Origin of the sequence: Rhizobium sp. Root708, assembly GCF_001429725.1 — a bacterium.
Lineage (GTDB): Bacteria > Pseudomonadota > Alphaproteobacteria > Rhizobiales > Rhizobiaceae > Rhizobium.
The window spans coordinates 132,885-152,749 of record NZ_LMHV01000042.1; the positions used below are offsets into that span (position 1 = coordinate 132,885).

The following is a 19,865-nucleotide window of genomic DNA, read 5'->3' on the forward strand; positions in this document are numbered from 1 at the left end:
TCGGATCAGGTGATCAGCTTCAGGCGGATCGCCTTGGCGACCAGCTGGGTCCTGTTGACGCAATCGAGCTTCTTGATCGCGCTCGTCATGTAGGCATTCACGGTGTGATCGGACAGCGACAGGATCTGGCCGATCTCGATCGAGGTCTTGCCCTGTGCCGTCCAGCGCACGACCTCGCGTTCGCGTGCCGACAGCGCGGGATAGTCGCCGCCCTTTGTTGAACTGACCTGATTATACGCCTCAAGCGCGTGCAGCATAATCATCATCAGCTCGTTGACTTCCATCTGGCCGAGCGGCGCGCGGTTGCCCGCCATCCAGAAAAGAAGCCTGGTTCCATCGAGCGAACGGCACGGAATGGCGATGCCAACCTGCATGTCGAAGGCGTATTTCAACGTCTGCAGTTCCAACGGAAAGACGCAATTGGCGTCCGACAGGTTCCAGACCCGGGGCAGGACCGAATCCGAAACGCCCGAAGAGAAGAGCGGAAGTTGCATGAAGCGGGCGCGGTCGAACTGATTTATGTAGGCGGTCGGAAGCGACGTTTCGATCAGCAGGGGCTTCAGAAGAAGGCTATCCGGCGAGGGGGCATCCATCAAGGTGATGTGCTTGAACCCGAAGGCAGAAGCAATCCGACAGAGCGTTTCGCCAAATGCCGGTTTGCTTCTGACCGCGGAAATCTCCGCTGTAAGAAGCAACTGTCTTTCCGAAGTTGCTATGTAGGACATCTACGATTCCCTGCCTGCCTGCATTTCAAATCATAAGATATACAAACTGATATATTTGCTAGCGGGAATTGACGGCGTGCACAGTGATTAAATTACACTGTCGTAATTTAATCACCCGCTGATGTGCAAACCTCGTCCTGATGATGCGTTTTTCTCAACCTTAACGCGATACGACTTATCGGTTACTTGGGATGCGGGTGACGACTTTGGGTAGAGTTCGCTCCGCGGTGCCGCGGAGCGAATCGGTCGCGATCAGAGCTTGGTGTCGCTTTTGGGCTTCCTCGTCAGCTGCTCCAGGAAGCCGAGCATGACCGCCGATACGACGAAGGCGAGATGCATGACCGTCAGCCACATGATCTTGCTGTCGGTGTATTGATCCGCATTGAGGAAAACTTGAAGCAGGTGGATCGACGAAATCGCCACGATCGAGGAGGCGACCTTGATCTTCAGGCTGCCGGCATCGAGCTTGCCGATGAAGGAGACGTCGACTTCGCTTTCATCGAAGCGGCTGACGAAATTCTCGTAGCCCGAGATCATCACCATGACGACCAGGCTGGCGACGAGGGCCGCGTCGATGAGGCCGAGCATGGCCAGGATCATTTCGCCTTCGTCCAGCAGGAAGACGTTGCCGGCGACCTTCACGAACTTGTATCCGAAGGAAACGGCGTAGACCGCAAGCGACAATGCCAGGCCGAGATAGAAGACAACGAGTATCCAACGGCTTGAAAGAATGATGCGCTCGACAATGAGCTCGAGTGATTTCATGGTTTCTCCTCGCAAATGCGGAATCGATGTGCGCTGATAAACGGGATGACGGTGTCTTCGCAACGCCGGTGCTCTTCAAACTTACGGCATAGTTCGGTATTTCGTTCCAATAGACGGCGCATCCGGAGGGGATATGACAGAGTATAAGTCCGACATCGAGATTGCGCGGGCGGCCGTAAAGCGGCCGATCTTCGAGATTGGTGAGAACCTGGGCATTCCGGCTGCGGATTTGGCGCCCTATGGGCACGACAAGGCCAAGATCAGCGCGGAATTCATCGCTGCGCAGAATGGAAAGCCGGACGGAAAACTCATTCTCGTCACGGCGATCAATCCGACGCCGGCGGGCGAGGGGAAGACGACCACGACAGTCGGTCTCGGCGACGGGCTGAACCGCATCGGCAAGAAGGCGGTCGTCTGTATCCGCGAAGCATCGCTTGGGCCGTGCTTCGGCGTGAAGGGCGGCGCGGCCGGCGGCGGCTATGCGCAGGTCATCCCGATGGAAGACATCAACCTGCATTTCACCGGCGATTTCCACGCCATCACCTCCGCGCATAATCTGCTCGCGGCGATGATCGACAATCATATCTACTGGGGCAACGAGCTCGACATCGATCTCCGGCGGGTCACCTGGCGGCGGGTGATGGACATGAACGACCGGGCGCTGCGCGAGATGGTCTCCTCGCTCGGCGGCGTGGCCAACGGCTTCCCGCGACAGAACGGCTTCGATATCACCGTTGCCTCCGAGGTGATGGCGATCCTGTGCCTCGCCTCCGACCTGAAAGATCTTGAACAGCGTCTCGGCAACATCATCGTCGGCTACCGGCGCGATCGGAGCGCCGTCTATGCGCGCGACCTGAAGGCGGATGGGGCGATGGCCGTTCTGCTGAAGGACGCGATGCAGCCTAACCTCGTTCAGACGCTGGAGAACAATCCGGCCTTCGTTCACGGCGGCCCTTTCGCCAACATTGCACATGGCTGCAACTCGGTCATCGCCACGAAGACGGCGCTGAAGCTCGGGGAATATGTCGTGACCGAAGCCGGCTTCGGCGCGGATCTCGGAGCGGAGAAGTTCTTCGACATCAAGTGCCGCAAGGCGGGATTGCGACCGGACGCTGCCGTCATCGTCGCGACCGTACGTGCATTGAAGATGAATGGTGGGGTGAAGAAGGAGGAGCTTGGTGCCGAGAACGTCGCGGCGCTGAAGAAGGGCTGCTCCAATCTCGGCCGCCATGTGGCCAATGTCCGCAAGTTCGGCGTTCCTGTCGTCGTCGCGATCAATCATTTCGTCACCGACACCGATGCGGAAGTCGCGGCCGTGAAGGATTACGTCTCGCGGCTGGGGGCGGAAGCCATTCTTTGCCGGCACTGGGCGGAAGGATCGGCGGGTATCGAAGAGCTTGCCTACAAGGTGGTCGAGCTTGCCGAATCGGGACAGGCTCGCTTCGAGCCGCTCTATCCCGACGATGTGTCGTTGTTCGAGAAGATCGAGATCGTCGCTTCCAAGATCTATCACGCCGGAGAGGTGACGGCTGACAAGGCCGTTCGCGATCAGCTTCGCGCCTGGGAGGAGCAGGGCTACGGCACGCTGCCAGTCTGCATGGCAAAGACGCAATATTCCTTCTCGACCGATCCGAGCCTCAGGGGCGCGCCCGAAGGGCATGTTGTGCCGGTGCGCGAGGTACGGCTGTCGGCCGGCGCCGGTTTCGTCGTGGCGATCACCGGCGAAATCATGACCATGCCCGGCCTGCCGAGATCGCCTTCAGCGGAACGGATCTATCTCAACGATCAGGGGTATATCGAGGGGCTGTTCTGAGCCGAAGCATAGGGCGGATAGCTGACGCCACCTAGTTGCCAGCTTGATTCAAGTCGCTGAGGGATCGATTCCGCCTTCGCCGCTAAGCCATTGGCAGTCAATGGCAATAGCGATAACCGCCCTTGCGTTGCAGCACATCGAGATGGAAATGCGTCTCGTGGGCGGCATCGCTTTCCGGGTCGAGCACCGTCATGAAATAAAGGCAGCCGGCGGCGCTGACGGTGCGCTGGAAGGCGCCAACGAGCGTTGAATCCTCGCGGCGCGGCTGAACGGCGATGTCGTCGCCCTTCTCGAAGCTGAAGCTCGCGACATCGACGGCATTGCCGCGCGCATGCTCCGATATCTTGCCGGTTTCGGCGCTGTTGCGCAGGCGGCAGATATAGGAGGACGCCTGGTTGACCGAGACGATCGCACCCTGATCCTTCGCCGCGACGGCTGCCGCCGGAATGACGCTTTCCTTCAGCCAGTGGGCGAGCGCCAGAGCAACGGGGCAGCGGAAGACGCCATCCGGCTTCAGCTTGATGCCGGGCAACACCTCGGAAACCTTGATCGGCTTGTCGATACCGCAGCCGTTGCCATCATCGATGCGCGGGAGGTCCTTGAAGACGACGCCGAGGCTCTGCAGTTCCTTGATGCATTCGGAATGCTCGGCATCGCTCTCTGCGGCGATCGTCAGGTGCTGCTCTTCCAGCGATTGTTGCGACGGAAGCTTCGGGCCTTGCTTTTCCGGAGGGGTATCCCCCTTGGTGTCGTCTTTCGGGACGTTGTCGGGCGCCGCAGTCTCAGGCGTCGCTGGCTGAGCGTCAGGCGTTGCCGGCTTGGGCTCGGGTTTCGGCACGGATGTAGCCGGTGGTGTTTCTGCCGTTTCTCCCGGTTTCTGCTGCGGTACGGGCGCCTGATCGGGCAAGCGCGCCGAGGTCAGAAAAGTGAGGCAGGCGAGGGCCATCGCGATTGCCAGCGTTTTTCGCACGGATCCATCCTGCGTTGTTTATTTTAGCAGGAAGAGAACGCGCGGATGAATATTTCGTTGCAATTTCGCAACGTTGGCTAACGCGCTATAAACATGATTGGTTAAATCAAGTTAAGTCGAGCTAGATATATTGACAACAATAGTCATGTTTTTTATGCGGCAGAAAGAAGGCGGTTTTCTCCGCTGAAATGCCTAGCCAGCCCCTCGAAGCGCCGACGCGCGAAGACCAGCCAGCCCGGCGAATTTTTCCTTTGAGGGGTTGGTTTTAATGGTTATCCGACACTGGCGTTCCGCTCTTGCGGTCTCTGCGGCTGTTCTTGTTTTCCCTGTGGCTCAGGCTTTGGCGCAGAGTGCTGAAAGCGCGCCTGCCGCTGAAGGCGGTACGCCGCTGCAAAAGATTGTGGTTAAGGGCAAAAGGGTCGTGGCGGACGATCCGGCTGCGAACAACCCTCTGGCAAGCCAGACAACGGCTGACGAGATCGCGAAAAAGGAAATCAACGACATCAAGGATCTCGGCAATACGACCGAGCCGGGTGTTGACTATGTCGCGAGCCGCCCTGGGCAGCCGGGTGGCCTGTTTATTCGTGGCCTGGGCGGGCCGCGTATAACGACGCTGGTCGACAATATCCCGATCCCCTTCTTGAGCAATGATGCGCGCATCGGTTCAATGTCGCCGACCACTGGCATCAGCGACGGTAACGATAGCTACGATCTGTCATCGCTATCGACGATTGACGTCCTGCGAGGAGCGGATTCCAGCCGCATCGGTAGCGGCGCGCTCGGCGGCGCGCTTGTGCTGAGGACGCTGGAACCGGAAGACCTGATCGGTGAAGGACGCGACTGGGGTGGCGTGGCAAAGCTGACCTTCGACGGCGACAACGATAGCCTGGGTGGGTCGGTCGCAGTCGCCAAGAGGATCCAGGATACCTCTATTCTGTTCCAGGGCGGCCTCAAGCGGGGCCATGAGGAAAAGAACCAGGGTGACGTCGGCGGCGTTTACACCACGCGGACCGAAGCGAACCCCGCGGATTTCGATCAGAACAACCTGCTCTTCAAACTTCGCCAGGATCTTGAGGGCGGTCATCGTATTGGATTTACCGCCGAGCGTTTCGACGTGCAGACCGATACGGTCCTCAAGACGCTGGCTAACCCGACATTGTATACGCCCGACGCCTACACCGGCTTCGACAACACCCGGCGTGAACGCGTGTCGCTCGACTATGATTACGAGGCCCCTGATGCAGACAGCCTGATCGACTCGGCATCGTTGAAGCTCTATTGGCAGAAGCTGTACAAGGGTTCCGGCTCGCAGGGTACGCGCATCAGCGGCGTCCAGTATCTGCGAGACAATGAGATGGAAGAGGGCTCGTTCGGCATCACCGGCGGCGCGATCTCCCAATTCGATACCGGCTATATCGATCACGAACTGCGCTTTGGCGGCTTGGCATCGATCTCCAATACGACGAGCTACCTGACGGCGAGACCGGCCTCGATCGTTACGTTCTCACAGGCGGACATGCCGGATGTCGATGGAGGCAAGGTTGGCCTCTATGTCGAAGACGAGATGAAATTCGGCGATAGCGGTTTTGCGCTGACGCCGGGCACACGCTTCGACTGGTACAACTACGATCCGAAAATCTCGGAAGGCTTCCGGGAAAATGCCGGCTTGGCACTCTTTGGGATGCAGCCGAGCCAGGACGGTGTGCGGCTTTCTCCGAAGCTGCTCGCGACCTATGACCTTACTCCCGAGGTGCAACTCTTCGCCCAGTGGGCGATGGGCTTCCGGGCGCCAACCGTCAATGAATTGTACATCAACTTCAGCAACCCCCCCTCCGGTTATGCCTATTTGGGCAATCCTTACCTGAAGCCCGAAACCTCACAGGGCTTTGAGATCGGTGCGACCTATAACAGCAACGATCTGACGGCAAAGCTCACGCTGTTCCACAACAAGTACAAGAACTTCATCGACAACACTGATCCGGTCGTCGATCCGGTTTCAGGTCTGAACGTGACGACGTTCTATAACCGGGCACACGTCAACATCTCGGGCGTTGAAGCCAAGGCACGCAAGGAATTTGCGAACGGCTTCAATATGAGTGGCTCGTTGGCTTATGCCTATGGCAAGGACGAGGACACCGACGAACTGATCCCGACCGTCGCTCCCTTCAAGGCGATCGTCGGCGTTGGATATGCCGCAGAGACCTGGGGCACGGATCTCGCCTTCATCGGTGCCGCCGCGGTTTCGGATCGCTCTTCGGCATCATTCAAGCCGCCGGGCTATGGCACCATGAACCTCACCGGCTGGTGGGAGCCGGAACAGGTTAAGGGGATGCGTGTCCAGGCAGGCGTCTACAACATCTTCGACAAGACCTACTACGACGCCATCGCTGTTCGTGATGCCATCACGCAGCCGCGCGAATATTATTCAGAGACTGGCCGGACGTTCAAGATTTCGCTCACTCAGCGCTTTTAACCGAACAAAAGGGCGGCCGTCGGGCCGCCCTTTTTCATTTGCGGATTGGCCTCTTGCGCTTGGTCCGATCTCACGCTAACAATTTCGACCATGAACATGTCCTTGAACATCGCAATCTGGTGGTGGGCTCGCTAAGGCGGCCTCGACCAATCGTGTCCAAAGACGACGATGAGCCGCCCGGAAAAACCCAGGCGGCTTTTTTTGTTTTAAGCCTGCCTGTCGTCCGGGCCCGATAACGGAGTGGAACAGTGGTAACGATCATCAGGGATGACGGAGCGGAAATCTACGAGACCAAGGGTGGCATCACGGTCGCGCGGCAGCGCCGGGCAATCCCCTATGCCGATGCCGTCTCCTCTTATATCGACAAGCTCGATGAGCGCCGCGGAGCGGTGTTTTCGTCGAACTACGAATATCCGGGCCGCTACACCCGCTGGGATACCGCCGTGGTTGACCCACCGCTCGGAATTTCCTGCAATGGTCGGCAGGTGTGGATCGAAGCTTACAACGAGCGCGGCGAGGTCATCCTCGGCTTTGTTACGGAACGGCTGACGACGATCTCCGAGCTTGAGCTCGGCGCTTCGACAGCGCGGCGGCTCGACCTTACCGTCAAGGCGCCCGAACGTGCCTTTACCGAAGAAGAACGCTCGAAGATCCCGACGGTGTTCACGGTGCTGCGTGCCGTCACCGACCTCTTCTATTCGCAGGCGGATGCCAGCCTCGGCCTCTACGGTGCCTTCGGCTACGATCTTGCCTTCCAGTTCGATGCGATCAACTTGAAGCTCGTGCGCCCGGCCGATCAGCGCGACATGGTGCTCTACCTGCCGGACGAGATTCTCGTCGTCGACAATTATTCGGCCAAGGCCTGGATCGATCGCTACGACTTCGAGAAGGGCGGGCTGACCACCGAGGGCAAGGCCGGCGACATTCCTGTCGAACCGTTCCAGCGTACCGATACCATTCCGCCGAAAAGCGATCACCGCCCCGGCGAATATTCCGAGCTGGTCACCAAGGCCAAGGAAAGCTTCCGCAAGGGCGATCTCTTCGAAGTCGTGCCCGGCCAGAAGTTCATGGAGCGCTGCGACAGCAAGCCGTCCGATATTTCCAAGCGGCTGAAGGCGATCAATCCGTCGCCCTATTCCTTCTTCATCAATCTCGGCAACCAGGAATATCTGGTCGGCGCCTCGCCCGAGATGTTCGTGCGCGTCTCCGGCCGCCGCATCGAGACCTGCCCGATCTCGGGCACGATCAAGCGCGGTGATGATCCGATCGCCGACAGCGAGCAGATCTTGAAGCTCCTGAACTCGAAGAAGGATGAGTCCGAGCTGACGATGTGCTCGGACGTCGATCGCAACGACAAGAGCCGCGTCTGCGAGCCGGGCTCGGTCAAGGTCATCGGTCGCCGGCAGATCGAGATGTATTCGCGCCTGATCCACACGGTCGATCACATCGAGGGACGCTTGCGCGACGACATGGACGCCTTCGACGGCTTCCTGTCCCACGCCTGGGCGGTGACGGTGACAGGCGCGCCGAAGCTCTGGGCCATGCGTTTTATCGAAAGCCATGAGAAGAGCCCGCGCGCCTGGTACGGTGGCGCGATCGGCATGGTCGGCTTCAACGGCGACATGAATACCGGGCTGACGCTGCGCACCGTGCGCATCAAGGACGGGATCGCCGAGGTCCGGGCGGGGGCGACCTTGCTCAACGACTCGATCCCAGAGGAAGAAGAAGCCGAAACCGAACTGAAGGCCTCCGCCATGCTTTCCGCCATCCGCGATGCCAAGGCCGGCAACACCGGCAAGGTTAGCCGCGACGTCGCCGCCGTCGGCAAGGGCGTCAAGATTCTGCTGGTCGACCACGAAGACAGTTTTGTGCATACGCTTGCCAACTATTTCCGCCAGACGGGGGCGACGGTTTCGACCGTGCGCTCGCCGGTGCCTGAAGAGATCTTCGACCGGCTTGATCCCGATCTCGTCGTGCTTTCGCCGGGTCCGGGCAATCCGAAGGATTTCGATTGCAAGGCGACGATCAAGAAAGCGCGGGCCCGCAACCTGCCGATTTTCGGCGTCTGCCTGGGTCTGCAGGCGCTCGCCGAGGCCTATGGCGGCGAGCTCCGGCATCTGGCGCTGCCGATGCACGGCAAGCCGTCGCGCATCCGCGTGCTGGAGCCCGGCATCGTGTTTTCCGGTCTCGGCAAGGAGGTGACGGTCGGGCGCTATCACTCGATCTTTGCTGATCCCGCAACGCTGCCGCGAGATTTCATCATCACGGCGGAAAGCGAAGACGGCACGATCATGGGGATCGAGCACGAGAAGGAGCCGATCGCCGCGGTGCAGTTCCACCCGGAATCGATCATGACGCTTGGCGGCGATGCCGGCATGCGGATGATCGAGAATGTCGTTGCGCATCTGTCGCGCAAGCGTTCGACGAAGGCGGCTTGATAACTGCGGCGGCGGGGTGGGCCTGTGAGGTTTCTGCGAGCGCTCTCCGTCGCTGTTCTCGTTGTCGGTGCCGTCGTGATTGCCGGCATTGCGGTTCCGCGGTGGGTGTCGTCCGCAGGTGCGAGCGGGCATTCCGGCTCCGCTCGGATCCTTGTGCTCAGCAATCCGATACATACGGACATCGCGGTGCCGGTTGATGAAGATTTGCTGGCGCGCTTCGGATTTCTCCGGAATGCCGGGCTTGTCATCGATCATCCAGACGTACGCTACATCGTTTTCGGCTGGGGCGGACGTTCCTTCTATACCGAGACACCCACCTGGGCGGACCTCAAGGCGATGCCGGTCGCTCAAAGCTTCACGCTTGATCGTTCCGTCATGCATGTCTCGCTCGCCGGCGACATTCCGCTTGGCGATCCTGCCGTAACGGCCTTCGGTGTCACCGCTGCGCATTTCGACCGCTTGCTTGGCTTCATCGGTAACAGTTTCAGCAAGGAAGGCGGTACGGCGGTCCCGCTTGTCGGATTCGCCTATGGCAACAATGACGCGTTCTTCGAAGCGAAGGGATACTTCAACGCGTTCATTGGATGCAACACATGGACGGCTGCGGGATTGCGCCAGGCCGGGCTGACATCCGGCTGGTGGTTGCCTCTGCCATGGATGCTGCGGCTGTCGCTCTGGCTGCATAACCCGCCCGACGCCTTTGTACAGAGCGGTCTAAACGGTTGACTTCCGGCGCCAAATCAGAACATTTCAGGAACAATAGAAGAGGAATTCGTCGTGGCCGCTGAGAAGTTTATCGTCCTGCCGTACCGCAAGAACCGTGGCAATCTGGTGCCGGCCGAGATGCGGCAAGCGTCCAACGCCATCAGCGCCGAGAAGATCGCTACCGCCATGGCCGCCCGCTTCGTCGGTGTCGCGGCCTACGCAGTGATGGTTGATGAGGAGACCGGTGATATGTCGTCTCCGCGTCTGCTGGCCCAACACGGCGAAATCGCCGACCTCAACCCGGCATAGGCCAGGTCCAGATGGAAACCTCGCTCTATCTGCCGGTCAAAGCCTTTCTGGAGGCTGCGGGCTATGAGGTCAAAGGCGAGATCGGCGGCTGCGATCTGGTGGGCCTCAGTGCGGGGGAGACGCCAGTTGTCGTGGTGTGCGAGCTGAAGCTCAGTTTCAACCTTGAACTCATCCTGCAGGCGGTCGATCGAGCTGCGATGAGCGACGAGGTCTGGATTGCCGCCCGCGTGTCCGCGAAGGGACGCGGGCGCGAAGCTGACAAGCGCTACCGTGATCTGTGCCGGCGGCTGGGGATCGGTATGCTCGGTGTCTCCGATACCGGCGAGGTCAGCATCATCGTCAGCTCTGTCTCACCGATGCCGCGCACCAATCCGAAACGCCGGTCGCGTCTCGTCAGGGAGCATCAGCGCCGCCGCGGCGACCCCGCGATCGGCGGCAGTACGCGCGCACCTGTCATGACTGCCTATCGCCAACGGGCGCTGCTCTGCGCCGCAGCGCTCCAGCAGGGGCTGATGCGGCCGCGCGACATGAAAGAGTGGGCCCCGGATGCGGGGAAGATTTTGCTCGGCAATGTCTACGGCTGGTTCGAGCGGCAAGATAAGGGTGTTTATGCACTGACGGCAGGGGGCGAAGCAGCGCTTGTTCGTTGGCCGCAATCGATTGGCACGACCGACGAGATCTCAAGTGCTGCGCTGCCCGACTCCGTCGGTCTCTCCGAAAAGCCATCGTAATTCCGGCCCGGGTGCCGCCGGCCGCTTGGATACCACGGCAGGCTGGCCGCAGAAAAACGTGGTCTTTCCAACTTTCTTCCGAGTCCGGTTTGACAAAATATGCGCTATCACACATATGGGCCCCGTTGGCCGCCTGCGCGATTTTCGCGCGGGCGGTTTTGCGTTTGAATGGGCTGGTTTCTGCAATTCATTCGCATCCGCACCGATATCTGCGCAGGGGATGAAAATGGACGAAAAGGGCAATCTCACGGTTCGGCGGCTGGCGCTTTGGGGGATCCCGATGTCGCTCGGCGTGATGGGCCTGAAGATGGTGGCGTGGTGGGTGACCGGCTCGGTCGCGCTGCTGTCGGATGGACTGGAATCGACGGTCAATGTGGTCGCCGCCTTCATCGCTTTCTTCGTGATCCGTTACGCGCAAAAGCCGGCGGATCACGACCATCCGTTTGGCCACCACAAGGCCGAATATCTTTCGGCGGTGACCGAGGGTGTCCTGATCGTCGTGGCAGCACTTTTGATCGTCAACGAGGCGGTCGGCCATCTCGCCGATCCCCGCATGCTCGATGCGCCGGTGCTCGGTCTGGCGATCAACTTCATCGCCGGCGTGATCAACGCCATCTGGGCGCGGCTCCTGATCACGACAGGGCGCAGGTATCGCTCGGCGGCGCTGACGGCCGATGGCCAGCACATCATGTCCGATGTCGTGACGTCGGTTGGCGTCCTAATCGGCCTGTTGCTGGCGCTCGCCACCGGTTACGCGATCTTCGACCCGCTGCTCGCTATTCTGGTCGCGCTCAATATTCTCTATCAGGGCTGGAAGGTGATCTCTCATTCGATCGGCGGCCTGATGGATCAGGCGGTCGAGCCGGAGGAGGAGGAGGCGATCAAGCAGGCGATCGCGACCCATGCTTCCGGCTCCATCGGCGTGCACGACCTGAAGACGCGACGCGCAGGCGCCGTCACCTTTATCGATTTCCATCTTGTCGTACCTGCGGCGATGTCTGTAAGGCAGGCGCACGATATCTGCGATCGCCTTGAAGATGCCATCCGTACCGTGCATCCGGGCTCCAGCATCGCCATTCACGTCGAGCCGGAAGGGGAAAAAGCCCACGGCATCCGCGTCAAAGTCATCAAGGAGGCTTGAATGCCCAATACCGACGTTTCCAGCCTGTCCATGCTGGGAAAACAGACCGAAGCACCGACATCGCCGGAAACGGCCGTGCTCGAAAAGGTGCCCGCCGGCAATGCCGGCACCGATTATGTGGTGCGCTTCACCGCGCCAGAGTTCACCTCGCTCTGCCCGATGACCGGGCAGCCTGATTTCGCCCACATCGTCATTGACTACATCCCGAACGAATGGCTGGTGGAATCGAAGGCGCTGAAGCTCTTCCTGCATTCCTTCCGCAATCATGGGGCCTTCCACGAGGATTGCTCGATCTACATCGCCAAGCGCCTGGTCGAGCTGCTCGATCCGAAGTGGCTGCGCATCGGCGCCTATTGGTATCCACGCGGCGGCATTCCGATCGATGTCTTCTGGCAGACCGGCAAGCCACCTGAGGGTGTATGGCTGCCAGATCAGGGTGTCGCGACCTATCGCGGCCGCGGTTGAGGCCGGGTGACGTGATGGGCCGTTTGGCCGCGTCGCGGTAGATGAGGTCACTCTCCTAAACGCCGGGCCTATGTCCGGCGTTTCAAGTTTTCAGCCAAGGCTTCAGGCGTTGAAGCTGTCGTCGCTGCTGTCGAAGTCGGGCGTGTCGTCGTCGCCGGTATCGTAGTCGGCCTGCTGCACTCCGGCGTCGTTACTGTCGTCGTTGTTATTGTCCTGGGTGTTGTCCGCCGCCTGCTGCTTGTCACCATCATTGTTGAAATAGTTGTTGATGACGGTTTCCTCGGTCGGTGCGTTTCCGAAAGGGTTGTTGCCTGATAGCGGCGAGCCCAAACCGAGCGACGACATGTGATTTCCAAAGATCCCGCTCAGCGAATTGGCGAGCAACATGCCGCCGGCAACACCGGCCGCCGTGCCGAGAGCGCCTTGCAGGAAGCTGCCACCGGCTGAAGGTGCCGCTGCCTGCGGGGTCCAGGGACCGCTTGGCTGTTGCGGCATGGTGCGGGGCGCGTCGAAGCCCCGATCCTGCTGAATTTGCTGGCGTGGCGCGCTTCCCCATGGGCCGGAAGAGGGCTGCGGTGCCGATGGCTGTTGCGGGGTTTGGCTGCTGCCGAAGATCGAGCTCAGGAAGCCGCCGCCCTGTTCGGCCTTGTGGTAATCGCTCTGGTCGGCTTCGAGCAGGCGAATGCGCTCTTCCAGTTGCTTGATGTGGTTGGCCGCCGCTTCGAGCCCTTTTTCCTGAATGATCACGGCCTGCGCGAGATAATAGGCGGCATAGGGCTGCTCGCGTGTTGACTGGTCGACCAGCGCTTCGGCGTCATGGTCACGCGGCGTTGCCGATGCGGTGCGGACGCGCTCGAAAAGAGCCGTCAGCAGTTGGCGTTCTTCGGGTGACATGGCCAGTCTCCTTGTTTCTTGCGATCTTTCGCTAAGAAGGACGTAGGAATGGATTTCGACTTTTCAAAGCCGCGCGAAGTTACATTTCCGTAAGTCGTAGGCGGCCTAACCATATGTTCACCCGTTCCGTGGCTTGTCTTTTTCTCGCATTGTTTTACGCATTGAGTCGCACTATGTGCGGGGAACCCGAATTCACGTGAGAGAGGTTCGAATGAACGACGAAGACCAGGACGACAAGACGAAGGAACTGCCGCTCGGCAAGGAAACGGAGGCGAACCTTTTCAAGTCGCGTTCCATCTTCATCTATGGACCGATCAATCAGGAACTGGCGCAGAAGGTCTGCTCGCAGCTCGTGGCGCTTGCCGCCGCCAGCGATGACGACATTCGCATCTACGTCAATTCGCCCGGCGGCCATGTCGAGTCCGGCGATTCGATCCACGACATGATCAAGTTCATCAAGCCGAAGGTTTGGATGATCGGAACGGGCTGGGTCGCATCGGCCGGCGCGCTGATCTATGTCGCGGCTCCGAAAGAGCAGCGCCTTTGCCTGCCGAACACACGCTTCCTGCTGCACCAGCCGTCCGGCGGCACGCGCGGCATGGCATCGGACATCGAGATCCAGGCTCGCGAGATCATCAAGATGAACGAGCGCCTGAACAAGATCATGTCTGAGGCGACAGGCCAGTCTTACGAGAAGATCGCGGCCGATACCGATCGCGACTACTGGTTGTCCGCTGAAGAAGCGAAGGCTTACGGCCTCGTTTCGCGTATCGTGACGTCCCAGTCCGATATCTGATTTCGTACGATCTGAAGCGCCCTCGCTTGCCGGAAGGCCGGCGGGGGCGCTTTTGTTTTTGGCGACCCACCCATCGCAGGGCGATTTGGCGTGGATTTGCACTTGCGCAAGCTTGCTTGATCCGGCTTCCATGCGGACTTCCGTTCGCCCGAGTCCTGCCATGCTCAAAGACTTCTCCATCCAGGCCCTTTTCATGGGCGTCCTCACCACCTTCGTGGGGTTTGCCAGTTCCTTCGCGGTTGTCCTCCACGGCCTGCAAAGTGTCGGCGCGACGGATGCGCAGGCGGCGTCGGGCCTCATGGCATTGTCGATTGCGCTCGGACTTTGCGCGATCGTGCTCAGCACTGTGACGCGGCTGCCGATCAGCATCGCCTGGTCCACGCCGGGCGGAGCCTTGCTTGCCAGTACCGGTGTTGTCGAGGGAGGCTTCAATGCGGCGGTCGGGGCGTTTCTCATCTGTGCGGTGCTGATCGTCGTTGCCGGTCTGTTCAAGCCGCTCGGTCGCGCGGTTGCGGCAATCCCCGCGCCGCTGGCCAACGCGATGCTTGCCGGTGTGCTGATCGGCCTGTGCTTCGCGCCCGTCAAGGCGATCGGGTTCAACCCGCTGCTTGGCCTGCCGATCGTGCTGGCGTGGATCGTCGTCGGCGCATTCAAGCGGCTCTGGGCCGTGCCGGCAGCCCTTGCGGCTTTCGTGCTGGTCGTCGCTTTCGGCGTCGACATTCCCGATGGAGCGATGGGTTCGCTCGAACAGGCGCTGCGGCCGCCGGTCGAGTTCGTGAGGCCTGTGTTCAATCTGCCGGCCTTCATTTCGATCGCCCTGCCGCTTTTCATCGTGACGATGGCCTCGCAGAACATTCCCGGTATCGCGGTGCTGAAGGTGAACGGCTATGAGCCGAAGCCCGGGCCGCTCTTTTCGGTGACCGGGCTGTTCTCGATCATGGCCGCGCCTTTTGGCGGCCATGCCGTGAACCTCGCCGCCATCACGGCGGCGATGTGCGCAGGCCAGGATGCGCATCCCGATCCCGCGCGGCGTTATTGGGCCGTGCTCGTCTCGGGGATCTCCTATGTCATCCTCGGGCTGCTCGCCGGTGCGGTCACCACCTTCGTTGCGCTGGCGCCGCCGATTCTGATCCAGGCGGTGGCCGGTCTGGCGCTGGTCGGTGCCTTCTCGGGTTCGGCAATGGCCGCCTTTCAGGCGCCGGAGTCGCGGGAGGCTGCGGCGATCACGTTCCTGGTGACGGCATCGGGTGTTTCCTTCGCCGGTATCTCCGGCGCGTTCTGGGGATTGCTCGCCGGCGGGTTGATGCTGGCGCTGTCACGTTTTGTGCAAGCGGCGAAAAAATAGACGGAGGGATTGCCAGTTTTTTGTACCCCGGCTATACACGCTGCCATGAAGAACACGGGCATCATGATTTCTGAGCAGATTGCACGCGGGCGCATCGCCCTGCGCGACAATACGCGCGCCCTGACCTCGCTTCTTCTCCTCGGCCTTACGCGCGGTTGCCGGGTCCGTTGAGGAGCGCCCGGCGGCCGAAAGCCCGCCCAGGCCATCGCTCCTCGTGACCAATCCCGAAAACTGATCAACCGGATGCATCAGCACCGGATTCGTCATCGCCAAGCCAGACCCGATACGCTATGACGCGGCTGGCCAGATGACGGGAAGAGGAAGAGAAGACATGGACACGAACACCCGTTCCCAAACCAAAGGCATGCCTGAGGCGGCGGTCAAGTATCGCGCCTATCCGCAGGTCAACATCCCCGATCGCACCTGGCCGACCAAGACGCTGACCAAGGCGCCGATCTGGTGTTCGGTGGATCTGCGCGACGGCAACCAGGCGCTGGTCGACCCGATGGGCCACGACCGCAAGGCCCGGATGTTCCAGCTGCTGCTCGACATGGGTTTCAAGGAAATCGAGATCGGCTTCCCCTCGGCCTCGCAGACCGACTTCGACTTCGCGCGGTGGTGCGTCGAGCAGAGCAATGTGCCTGACGACGTCTCGCTGCAGGTGCTGGTGCAGTGCCGTCCGGAGCTGATCACGCGTACGTTCGAGGCGCTGGAAGGCGCGAACCGTCCGATCGTTCACTTTTACAATTCGACCAGCGAGTTGCAGCGTCGCGTGGTGTTCGCCAAGGACGTCCAGGGCATCAAGGGGATCGCCGTCGACGCGGCGAAGATGATCTCCGACATGGCGGCGAAGGCCGGCGGCGGTTACCGCTTCGAATATTCGCCGGAGAGCTTCACCGGCACCGAACTCGACGTGGCGCTGGAGATTTGCAACGCCGTCATCGCCGAGATGAAGCCGACGCCAGACAACAAGCTGATCATCAACCTGCCGTCGACAGTCGAGATGGCGACGCCGAACGTCTATGCCGACCAGATCGAGTGGATGTGCCGCAACCTCGACAACCGCGAGAACCTGATCATTTCGCTGCATCCGCACAACGACCGCGGCACCGGCATCGCTGCCGCCGAACTGGCGTTGCTGGCCGGCGCCGATCGTGTCGAAGGCACTTTGTTCGGTAACGGCGAGCGCACCGGCAATGTCGACGTCGTTACCATGGCGTTGAACATGTTCACGCAGGGCGTCGATCCGGAGATCGACTGCTCCGACATCGTGCGCATGAAGGAAGTGTTCGAATATTCGAACCAGATGCCGATCGGCGAGCGCCACCCTTACGTCGGAGAACTGGTCTATACGGCTTTCTCCGGTTCGCACCAGGACGCCATCAACAAGGGCATGAAGGCGATCAAGGTCGCCAATCACCCAGTCTGGGAAGTGCCTTACCTGCCGATCGATCCGCAGGACGTGGGCCGTTCGTACGAGGCGATCATTCGCATCAACTCGCAGTCGGGCAAGGGCGGTATCGCCTACATCCTGCAGCAGGACTACGGCTTGAACCTGCCGCGCAATCTGCAGGTCGAGTTCCGCGAAGACATTCAGCGGATCACCGACGAAGAGGGCAAGGAATTGCCGTCGCGAAAGATCTACGACCGCTTCATCGAGCGCTACGTGACGCAGCCGGAAGGTCGCATCAAGTTCGTCGACCACCACACCTATGCCGACCCTGATCGCAAGGGACAGCGTATCGTTGCCGCCGAGATCACCGATAATGGTGAGACGAAGCGTATCGAAGGCAACGGCAATGGTCCGGTCGATGGCTTCATCAACGCACTCTCGCAGTATCTCGGCATCGAGATGTCGGTCGAGGATTACTCGGAGCATTCGTTGCAGCATGGTTCGAACGCTGCCGCCATCTCCTACGTCGAGACGTCCTATCCTGATGGTAAGCTCTTCGGCGCCGGCATCAGCACCAACATTGTCGGCGCGTCGCTGGAGGCGATCGTCTCCGCGGCGAACCGCGTGCTCGAGGTAAGGGCCGGAAAGGCCTGAGGCTAGGGAAATAGACAAGGCAGGCGCCGCATCGGTGCCTGCCTATCAGATCAGAGTGCCGTGGCGATCTGCATGGCGAGCTGACCGAGGGACGCCTCCGACGAGGGGCCGACCAGAACGTAGGACGTTCCGGCATTGTGCCACGTCACCAGACCGATCTCGTCGTGGATCGTTTCCCGGAAATCCTCGGTGTCGTCAGGCTGTCCGTCCTTGCGGAAACAGATCGTCGCGATATCGCCATCGGAACTTGTGTAGATGAGCTGACCGACCGGGCGACCGTCTCCCAACACGACGCGCGCGCCCTGGAACGTCCAGCCGCTGGCGACGAGGTCGGGAATACGGAACGCAACGCCGACCGTCGATGTCAGCCAGCTCGAGATTTCCTCGGCCTGAAACGCCGGAACTTCGACAAGGTGGCGAGGCTGGCGCGAAATCAGTCTTTGATATGCGACGACATCCGTCAGCCATTGGTTGGTCGAGCCGGATGTCTCGGTGACTTGCTGCGAGGATGCACTGTCACGGCTATTTGCCGCGAAGTAGCCGATACCGCAGCCGGCGATCAAAAGAATGATCGCGGCAGCCAGGGATTGGCGGCCCGTAGGCGCAAGCTTCAGCGAGGGGCGAGCCGAACGCGGCGCCAGCGGCGCCTTCGGCGGCTGCACGCTCTTGATCGAACGAACCAGTGCCAGCGGAACTGGCTCCTTCAGGACGTCCTCCAGTCGGTGCCGTCCGAAATCAGCGCCGTTGCGCATCTTGTCGTACAGTCTTCTCGCGCCATCGTCTGTTGCCAGGCGCTGTTCCAGCTCGTGCTTCTGCTCCGGTGTGGTCTCCCCGTCGAGGAGGGCGGTCAATTGAGCGTCGAGCGGCAGTTTCTTGAAATCCAGCAAACTCAGTACCTGTGCGGGTGTTCGTCGGCCAGGCTGGCGAAGTGCAGCTTCGCAAGGGCCAGTTGTGAAACGATGATTGCAGCGGTGACGCCCATGATGTCGGCGGCCTGCTGATAGGTATGGCCTTCGACCACGACAAGCAGGAAGGCGCTACAGAGACCCTCGGGCATTTCGGCAATCATTCGATGAATGGCGTCGGGATCGACCGCTGACGTGCGCTCGCGCGCGGCCTGGCGGATATCCGTGACATTCGATCGTGACGCCGACTGCGGTCTGCGGCGACGGTTTTCCTCCGTCCACTGCTGACGCAGCAGGCCGTACACCCAGCTTTCCAGGCGGCCTTCGCCGTTCCACTGGTTGCTGCGCGTGACGGCGCGTTGACAGGTGCCCTGGACGAGTTCGTCAGCCCATGCCGCATCGCCGGCAATCGCTATCGCAAACCGGCGCAGCCTGGGAAGTAACCCTACAAGGTCACGCCTGATATCGATTGTCGTCGCGGGTTGACGCATAGTCTTTCCAAAAGATGCTCGGGCGCCTGATTGCCGCCCGGCATAAAATCGCTTTTCCGGTCTCTGTGTCCTTTATGAAACAATTCGCCGATGCTTCGCAAGCACATGGCGGCTTATCTCACGGGTTCTTAAAGCATTTTCTTCATTCAGCCCGCCCGCGTTCAGTAGGTGCGGTAGCCGTTCAACGATTGAAGAAGCGAACGGTATGCCCAGCTGTTCTCGCCGCCGCGATCACGGATCTCGACGAGCTGGACGCGCGCTCCCTGTTCGTCTCCCTGTTCCATCAAAGCTTGTCCCATATATGACCGCGCCAGAATATAATTGGCATCGGCCTGCAATGCCTTGCGGTAATACGACATCCCAAGCTCCATCCGGCCGGCCTTGCGATTGGCGTAGCCGAGATAGTTGAGGATGCGAGGGTCGTTCTGGTTCGATGCCAGCGTCAGCACGTTGATGGCATTCTGGTACTGGCCGGCATAGGCAAACTCGCGCGCCGCCTTGTAGAGGTCTTCATCGTTGAAGCTGCTCTTCTTGGGGGTGACGCATTCCTTGCGCTTCTTGTCCCAAATCTTGCCGTCCGCGCACTTCGTTGTCGTTTCGGTTTTCGGGGGCGGTTTCGTCTCGTCGCTCTCTTCGCCGGCGGCGAATGCGGGGGCGGAAAACGCGACAGTGAGGCAGCCGGCCAGGAGGAGACCGCGGAACCGATTGGGCATCGAATGCATGCTGTAACTCCCTTGGAAACTGCGTCGATTTGAGAATTGTACGCCGAGATTGAGAAATACCAAGGGGGAAGTGCGCCGACGCCGATGCGAGCGCCGCGATCCTCACAAAATGATTCAGCTTGCGGGGAAA

General features: G+C 60.4%; 19 protein-coding genes. 11 read left to right on the forward strand and 8 right to left on the reverse strand.

Translation table 11 applies throughout. The features are described from left to right. Nucleotides 1-5: 5 nt before the first annotated feature. Together ASE04_RS23315 and ASE04_RS23320 are read right to left on the reverse strand one after the other, a co-directional pair. Nucleotides 6-725 carry a LuxR C-terminal-related transcriptional regulator gene (locus ASE04_RS23315; protein WP_056823352.1) on the reverse strand — a complete coding sequence of 240 codons (720 nt, stop codon included), beginning with the start codon at nucleotides 723-725 and terminating at the stop codon, nucleotides 6-8. A gap of 252 nt (nucleotides 726-977) precedes the next feature. Beyond that, nucleotides 978-1,490, reverse strand: coding sequence for a TIGR00645 family protein (locus ASE04_RS23320; RefSeq protein ID WP_056823355.1), 513 nt, complete (start codon nucleotides 1,488-1,490; stop codon nucleotides 978-980). 133 nt (nucleotides 1,491-1,623) lie between these two features. On the opposite strand from ASE04_RS23320, the gene ASE04_RS23325 reads away from it, so the two are divergent. Then, the gene (locus ASE04_RS23325; RefSeq protein WP_056823364.1) at nucleotides 1,624-3,303 is read left to right on the forward strand and encodes a formate--tetrahydrofolate ligase; all 1,680 of its coding nucleotides are present in this window, start codon (nucleotides 1,624-1,626) and stop codon (nucleotides 3,301-3,303) included. Nucleotides 3,304-3,400: 97 nt separating this feature from the next. Here the strand turns inward: ASE04_RS23325 and ASE04_RS23330 are convergent, their stop codons facing one another. Then, the gene (locus ASE04_RS23330; RefSeq protein WP_056823367.1) at nucleotides 3,401-4,273 is read right to left on the reverse strand and encodes an extensin-like domain-containing protein; all 873 of its coding nucleotides are present in this window, start codon (nucleotides 4,271-4,273) and stop codon (nucleotides 3,401-3,403) included. 268 nt (nucleotides 4,274-4,541) lie between these two features. Here ASE04_RS23330 and ASE04_RS23335 point away from each other — a divergent pair, with 268 nt between their 5' ends. The 7 genes from ASE04_RS23335 (at nucleotide 4,542) to queF (ending at nucleotide 12,535) form a co-directional block, all read left to right on the forward strand. After that, the gene (locus ASE04_RS23335; protein ID WP_056823370.1) at nucleotides 4,542-6,746 is read left to right on the forward strand and encodes a TonB-dependent hemoglobin/transferrin/lactoferrin family receptor; all 2,205 of its coding nucleotides are present in this window, start codon (nucleotides 4,542-4,544) and stop codon (nucleotides 6,744-6,746) included. 248 nt (nucleotides 6,747-6,994) lie between these two features. Further along, the gene (locus tag ASE04_RS23340) at nucleotides 6,995-9,184 is read left to right on the forward strand and encodes an anthranilate synthase (protein WP_056823379.1); all 2,190 of its coding nucleotides are present in this window, start codon (nucleotides 6,995-6,997) and stop codon (nucleotides 9,182-9,184) included. Nucleotides 9,185-9,208: 24 nt separating this feature from the next. Beyond that, nucleotides 9,209-9,910 carry a TIGR02117 family protein gene (locus ASE04_RS23345; RefSeq protein WP_082597456.1) on the forward strand — a complete coding sequence of 234 codons (702 nt, stop codon included), beginning with the start codon at nucleotides 9,209-9,211 and terminating at the stop codon, nucleotides 9,908-9,910. Between the two features lie 51 nt (nucleotides 9,911-9,961). Next, nucleotides 9,962-10,198 (forward strand): hypothetical protein, encoded by a 237-nt coding sequence (locus tag ASE04_RS23350; RefSeq protein ID WP_082597457.1) that lies wholly within the window; start codon nucleotides 9,962-9,964, stop codon nucleotides 10,196-10,198. Nucleotides 10,199-10,209: 11 nt separating this feature from the next. Next, nucleotides 10,210-10,929, forward strand: a complete 720-nt coding sequence (locus ASE04_RS23355) for a DUF2161 domain-containing phosphodiesterase (protein ID WP_056823389.1) — start codon at nucleotides 10,210-10,212, stop codon at nucleotides 10,927-10,929. Between the two features lie 226 nt (nucleotides 10,930-11,155). Continuing rightward, nucleotides 11,156-12,070, forward strand: coding sequence for a CDF family cation efflux transporter EmfA (gene emfA / locus ASE04_RS23360; protein ID WP_056824055.1), 915 nt, complete (start codon nucleotides 11,156-11,158; stop codon nucleotides 12,068-12,070). Next, nucleotides 12,071-12,535 (forward strand): preQ(1) synthase, encoded by a 465-nt coding sequence (gene queF / locus ASE04_RS23365; RefSeq protein WP_056823392.1) that lies wholly within the window; start codon nucleotides 12,071-12,073, stop codon nucleotides 12,533-12,535. 102 nt (nucleotides 12,536-12,637) lie between these two features. Here queF and ASE04_RS23370 read toward each other — a convergent pair whose 3' ends face one another. Next, nucleotides 12,638-13,429 (reverse strand): DUF2076 domain-containing protein, encoded by a 792-nt coding sequence (locus ASE04_RS23370; protein WP_056823396.1) that lies wholly within the window; start codon nucleotides 13,427-13,429, stop codon nucleotides 12,638-12,640. A 211-nt stretch (nucleotides 13,430-13,640) separates the two neighbouring features. Between ASE04_RS23370 and ASE04_RS23375 the strand changes: the two genes are divergently transcribed. Further along, nucleotides 13,641-14,225 (forward strand): ATP-dependent Clp protease proteolytic subunit, encoded by a 585-nt coding sequence (locus tag ASE04_RS23375; protein WP_056823399.1) that lies wholly within the window; start codon nucleotides 13,641-13,643, stop codon nucleotides 14,223-14,225. A gap of 160 nt (nucleotides 14,226-14,385) precedes the next feature. Continuing rightward, complete coding sequence (locus ASE04_RS23380; protein WP_056823402.1) at nucleotides 14,386-15,570, forward strand: benzoate/H(+) symporter BenE family transporter; 1,185 nt, start codon at nucleotides 14,386-14,388, stop codon at nucleotides 15,568-15,570. Here ASE04_RS23380 and ASE04_RS31370 read toward each other — a convergent pair. Further along, complete coding sequence (locus ASE04_RS31370) at nucleotides 15,541-15,837, reverse strand: hypothetical protein (RefSeq protein WP_210172103.1); 297 nt, start codon at nucleotides 15,835-15,837, stop codon at nucleotides 15,541-15,543. The two genes, ASE04_RS23380 and ASE04_RS31370, sit on opposite strands and share 30 nt — an antisense overlap. A 64-nt stretch (nucleotides 15,838-15,901) precedes the next feature. On the opposite strand from ASE04_RS31370, the gene leuA reads away from it, so the two are divergent. Then, nucleotides 15,902-17,617 (forward strand): 2-isopropylmalate synthase, encoded by a 1,716-nt coding sequence (leuA, locus tag ASE04_RS23385; RefSeq protein WP_056823405.1) that lies wholly within the window; start codon nucleotides 15,902-15,904, stop codon nucleotides 17,615-17,617. Between the two features lie 50 nt (nucleotides 17,618-17,667). On the opposite strand, the gene ASE04_RS23390 is transcribed toward leuA, so the two are convergent. From ASE04_RS23390 to ASE04_RS23400, 3 genes are all read right to left on the reverse strand, one after another. After that, entirely contained in the window at nucleotides 17,668-18,504 is an 837-nt protein-coding gene (locus tag ASE04_RS23390; RefSeq protein ID WP_056823409.1) for an anti-sigma factor family protein, read from the reverse strand. Nucleotides 18,505-18,506: 2 nt separating this feature from the next. Further along, complete coding sequence (locus tag ASE04_RS23395) at nucleotides 18,507-19,013, reverse strand: RNA polymerase sigma factor (protein ID WP_056823412.1); 507 nt, start codon at nucleotides 19,011-19,013, stop codon at nucleotides 18,507-18,509. 161 nt (nucleotides 19,014-19,174) lie between these two features. Then, on the reverse strand, nucleotides 19,175-19,726 hold the full coding sequence (locus ASE04_RS23400; RefSeq protein ID WP_056824058.1) for a tetratricopeptide repeat protein: 552 nt from the start codon (nucleotides 19,724-19,726) through the stop codon (nucleotides 19,175-19,177). Nucleotides 19,727-19,865: the final 139 nt, after the last annotated feature.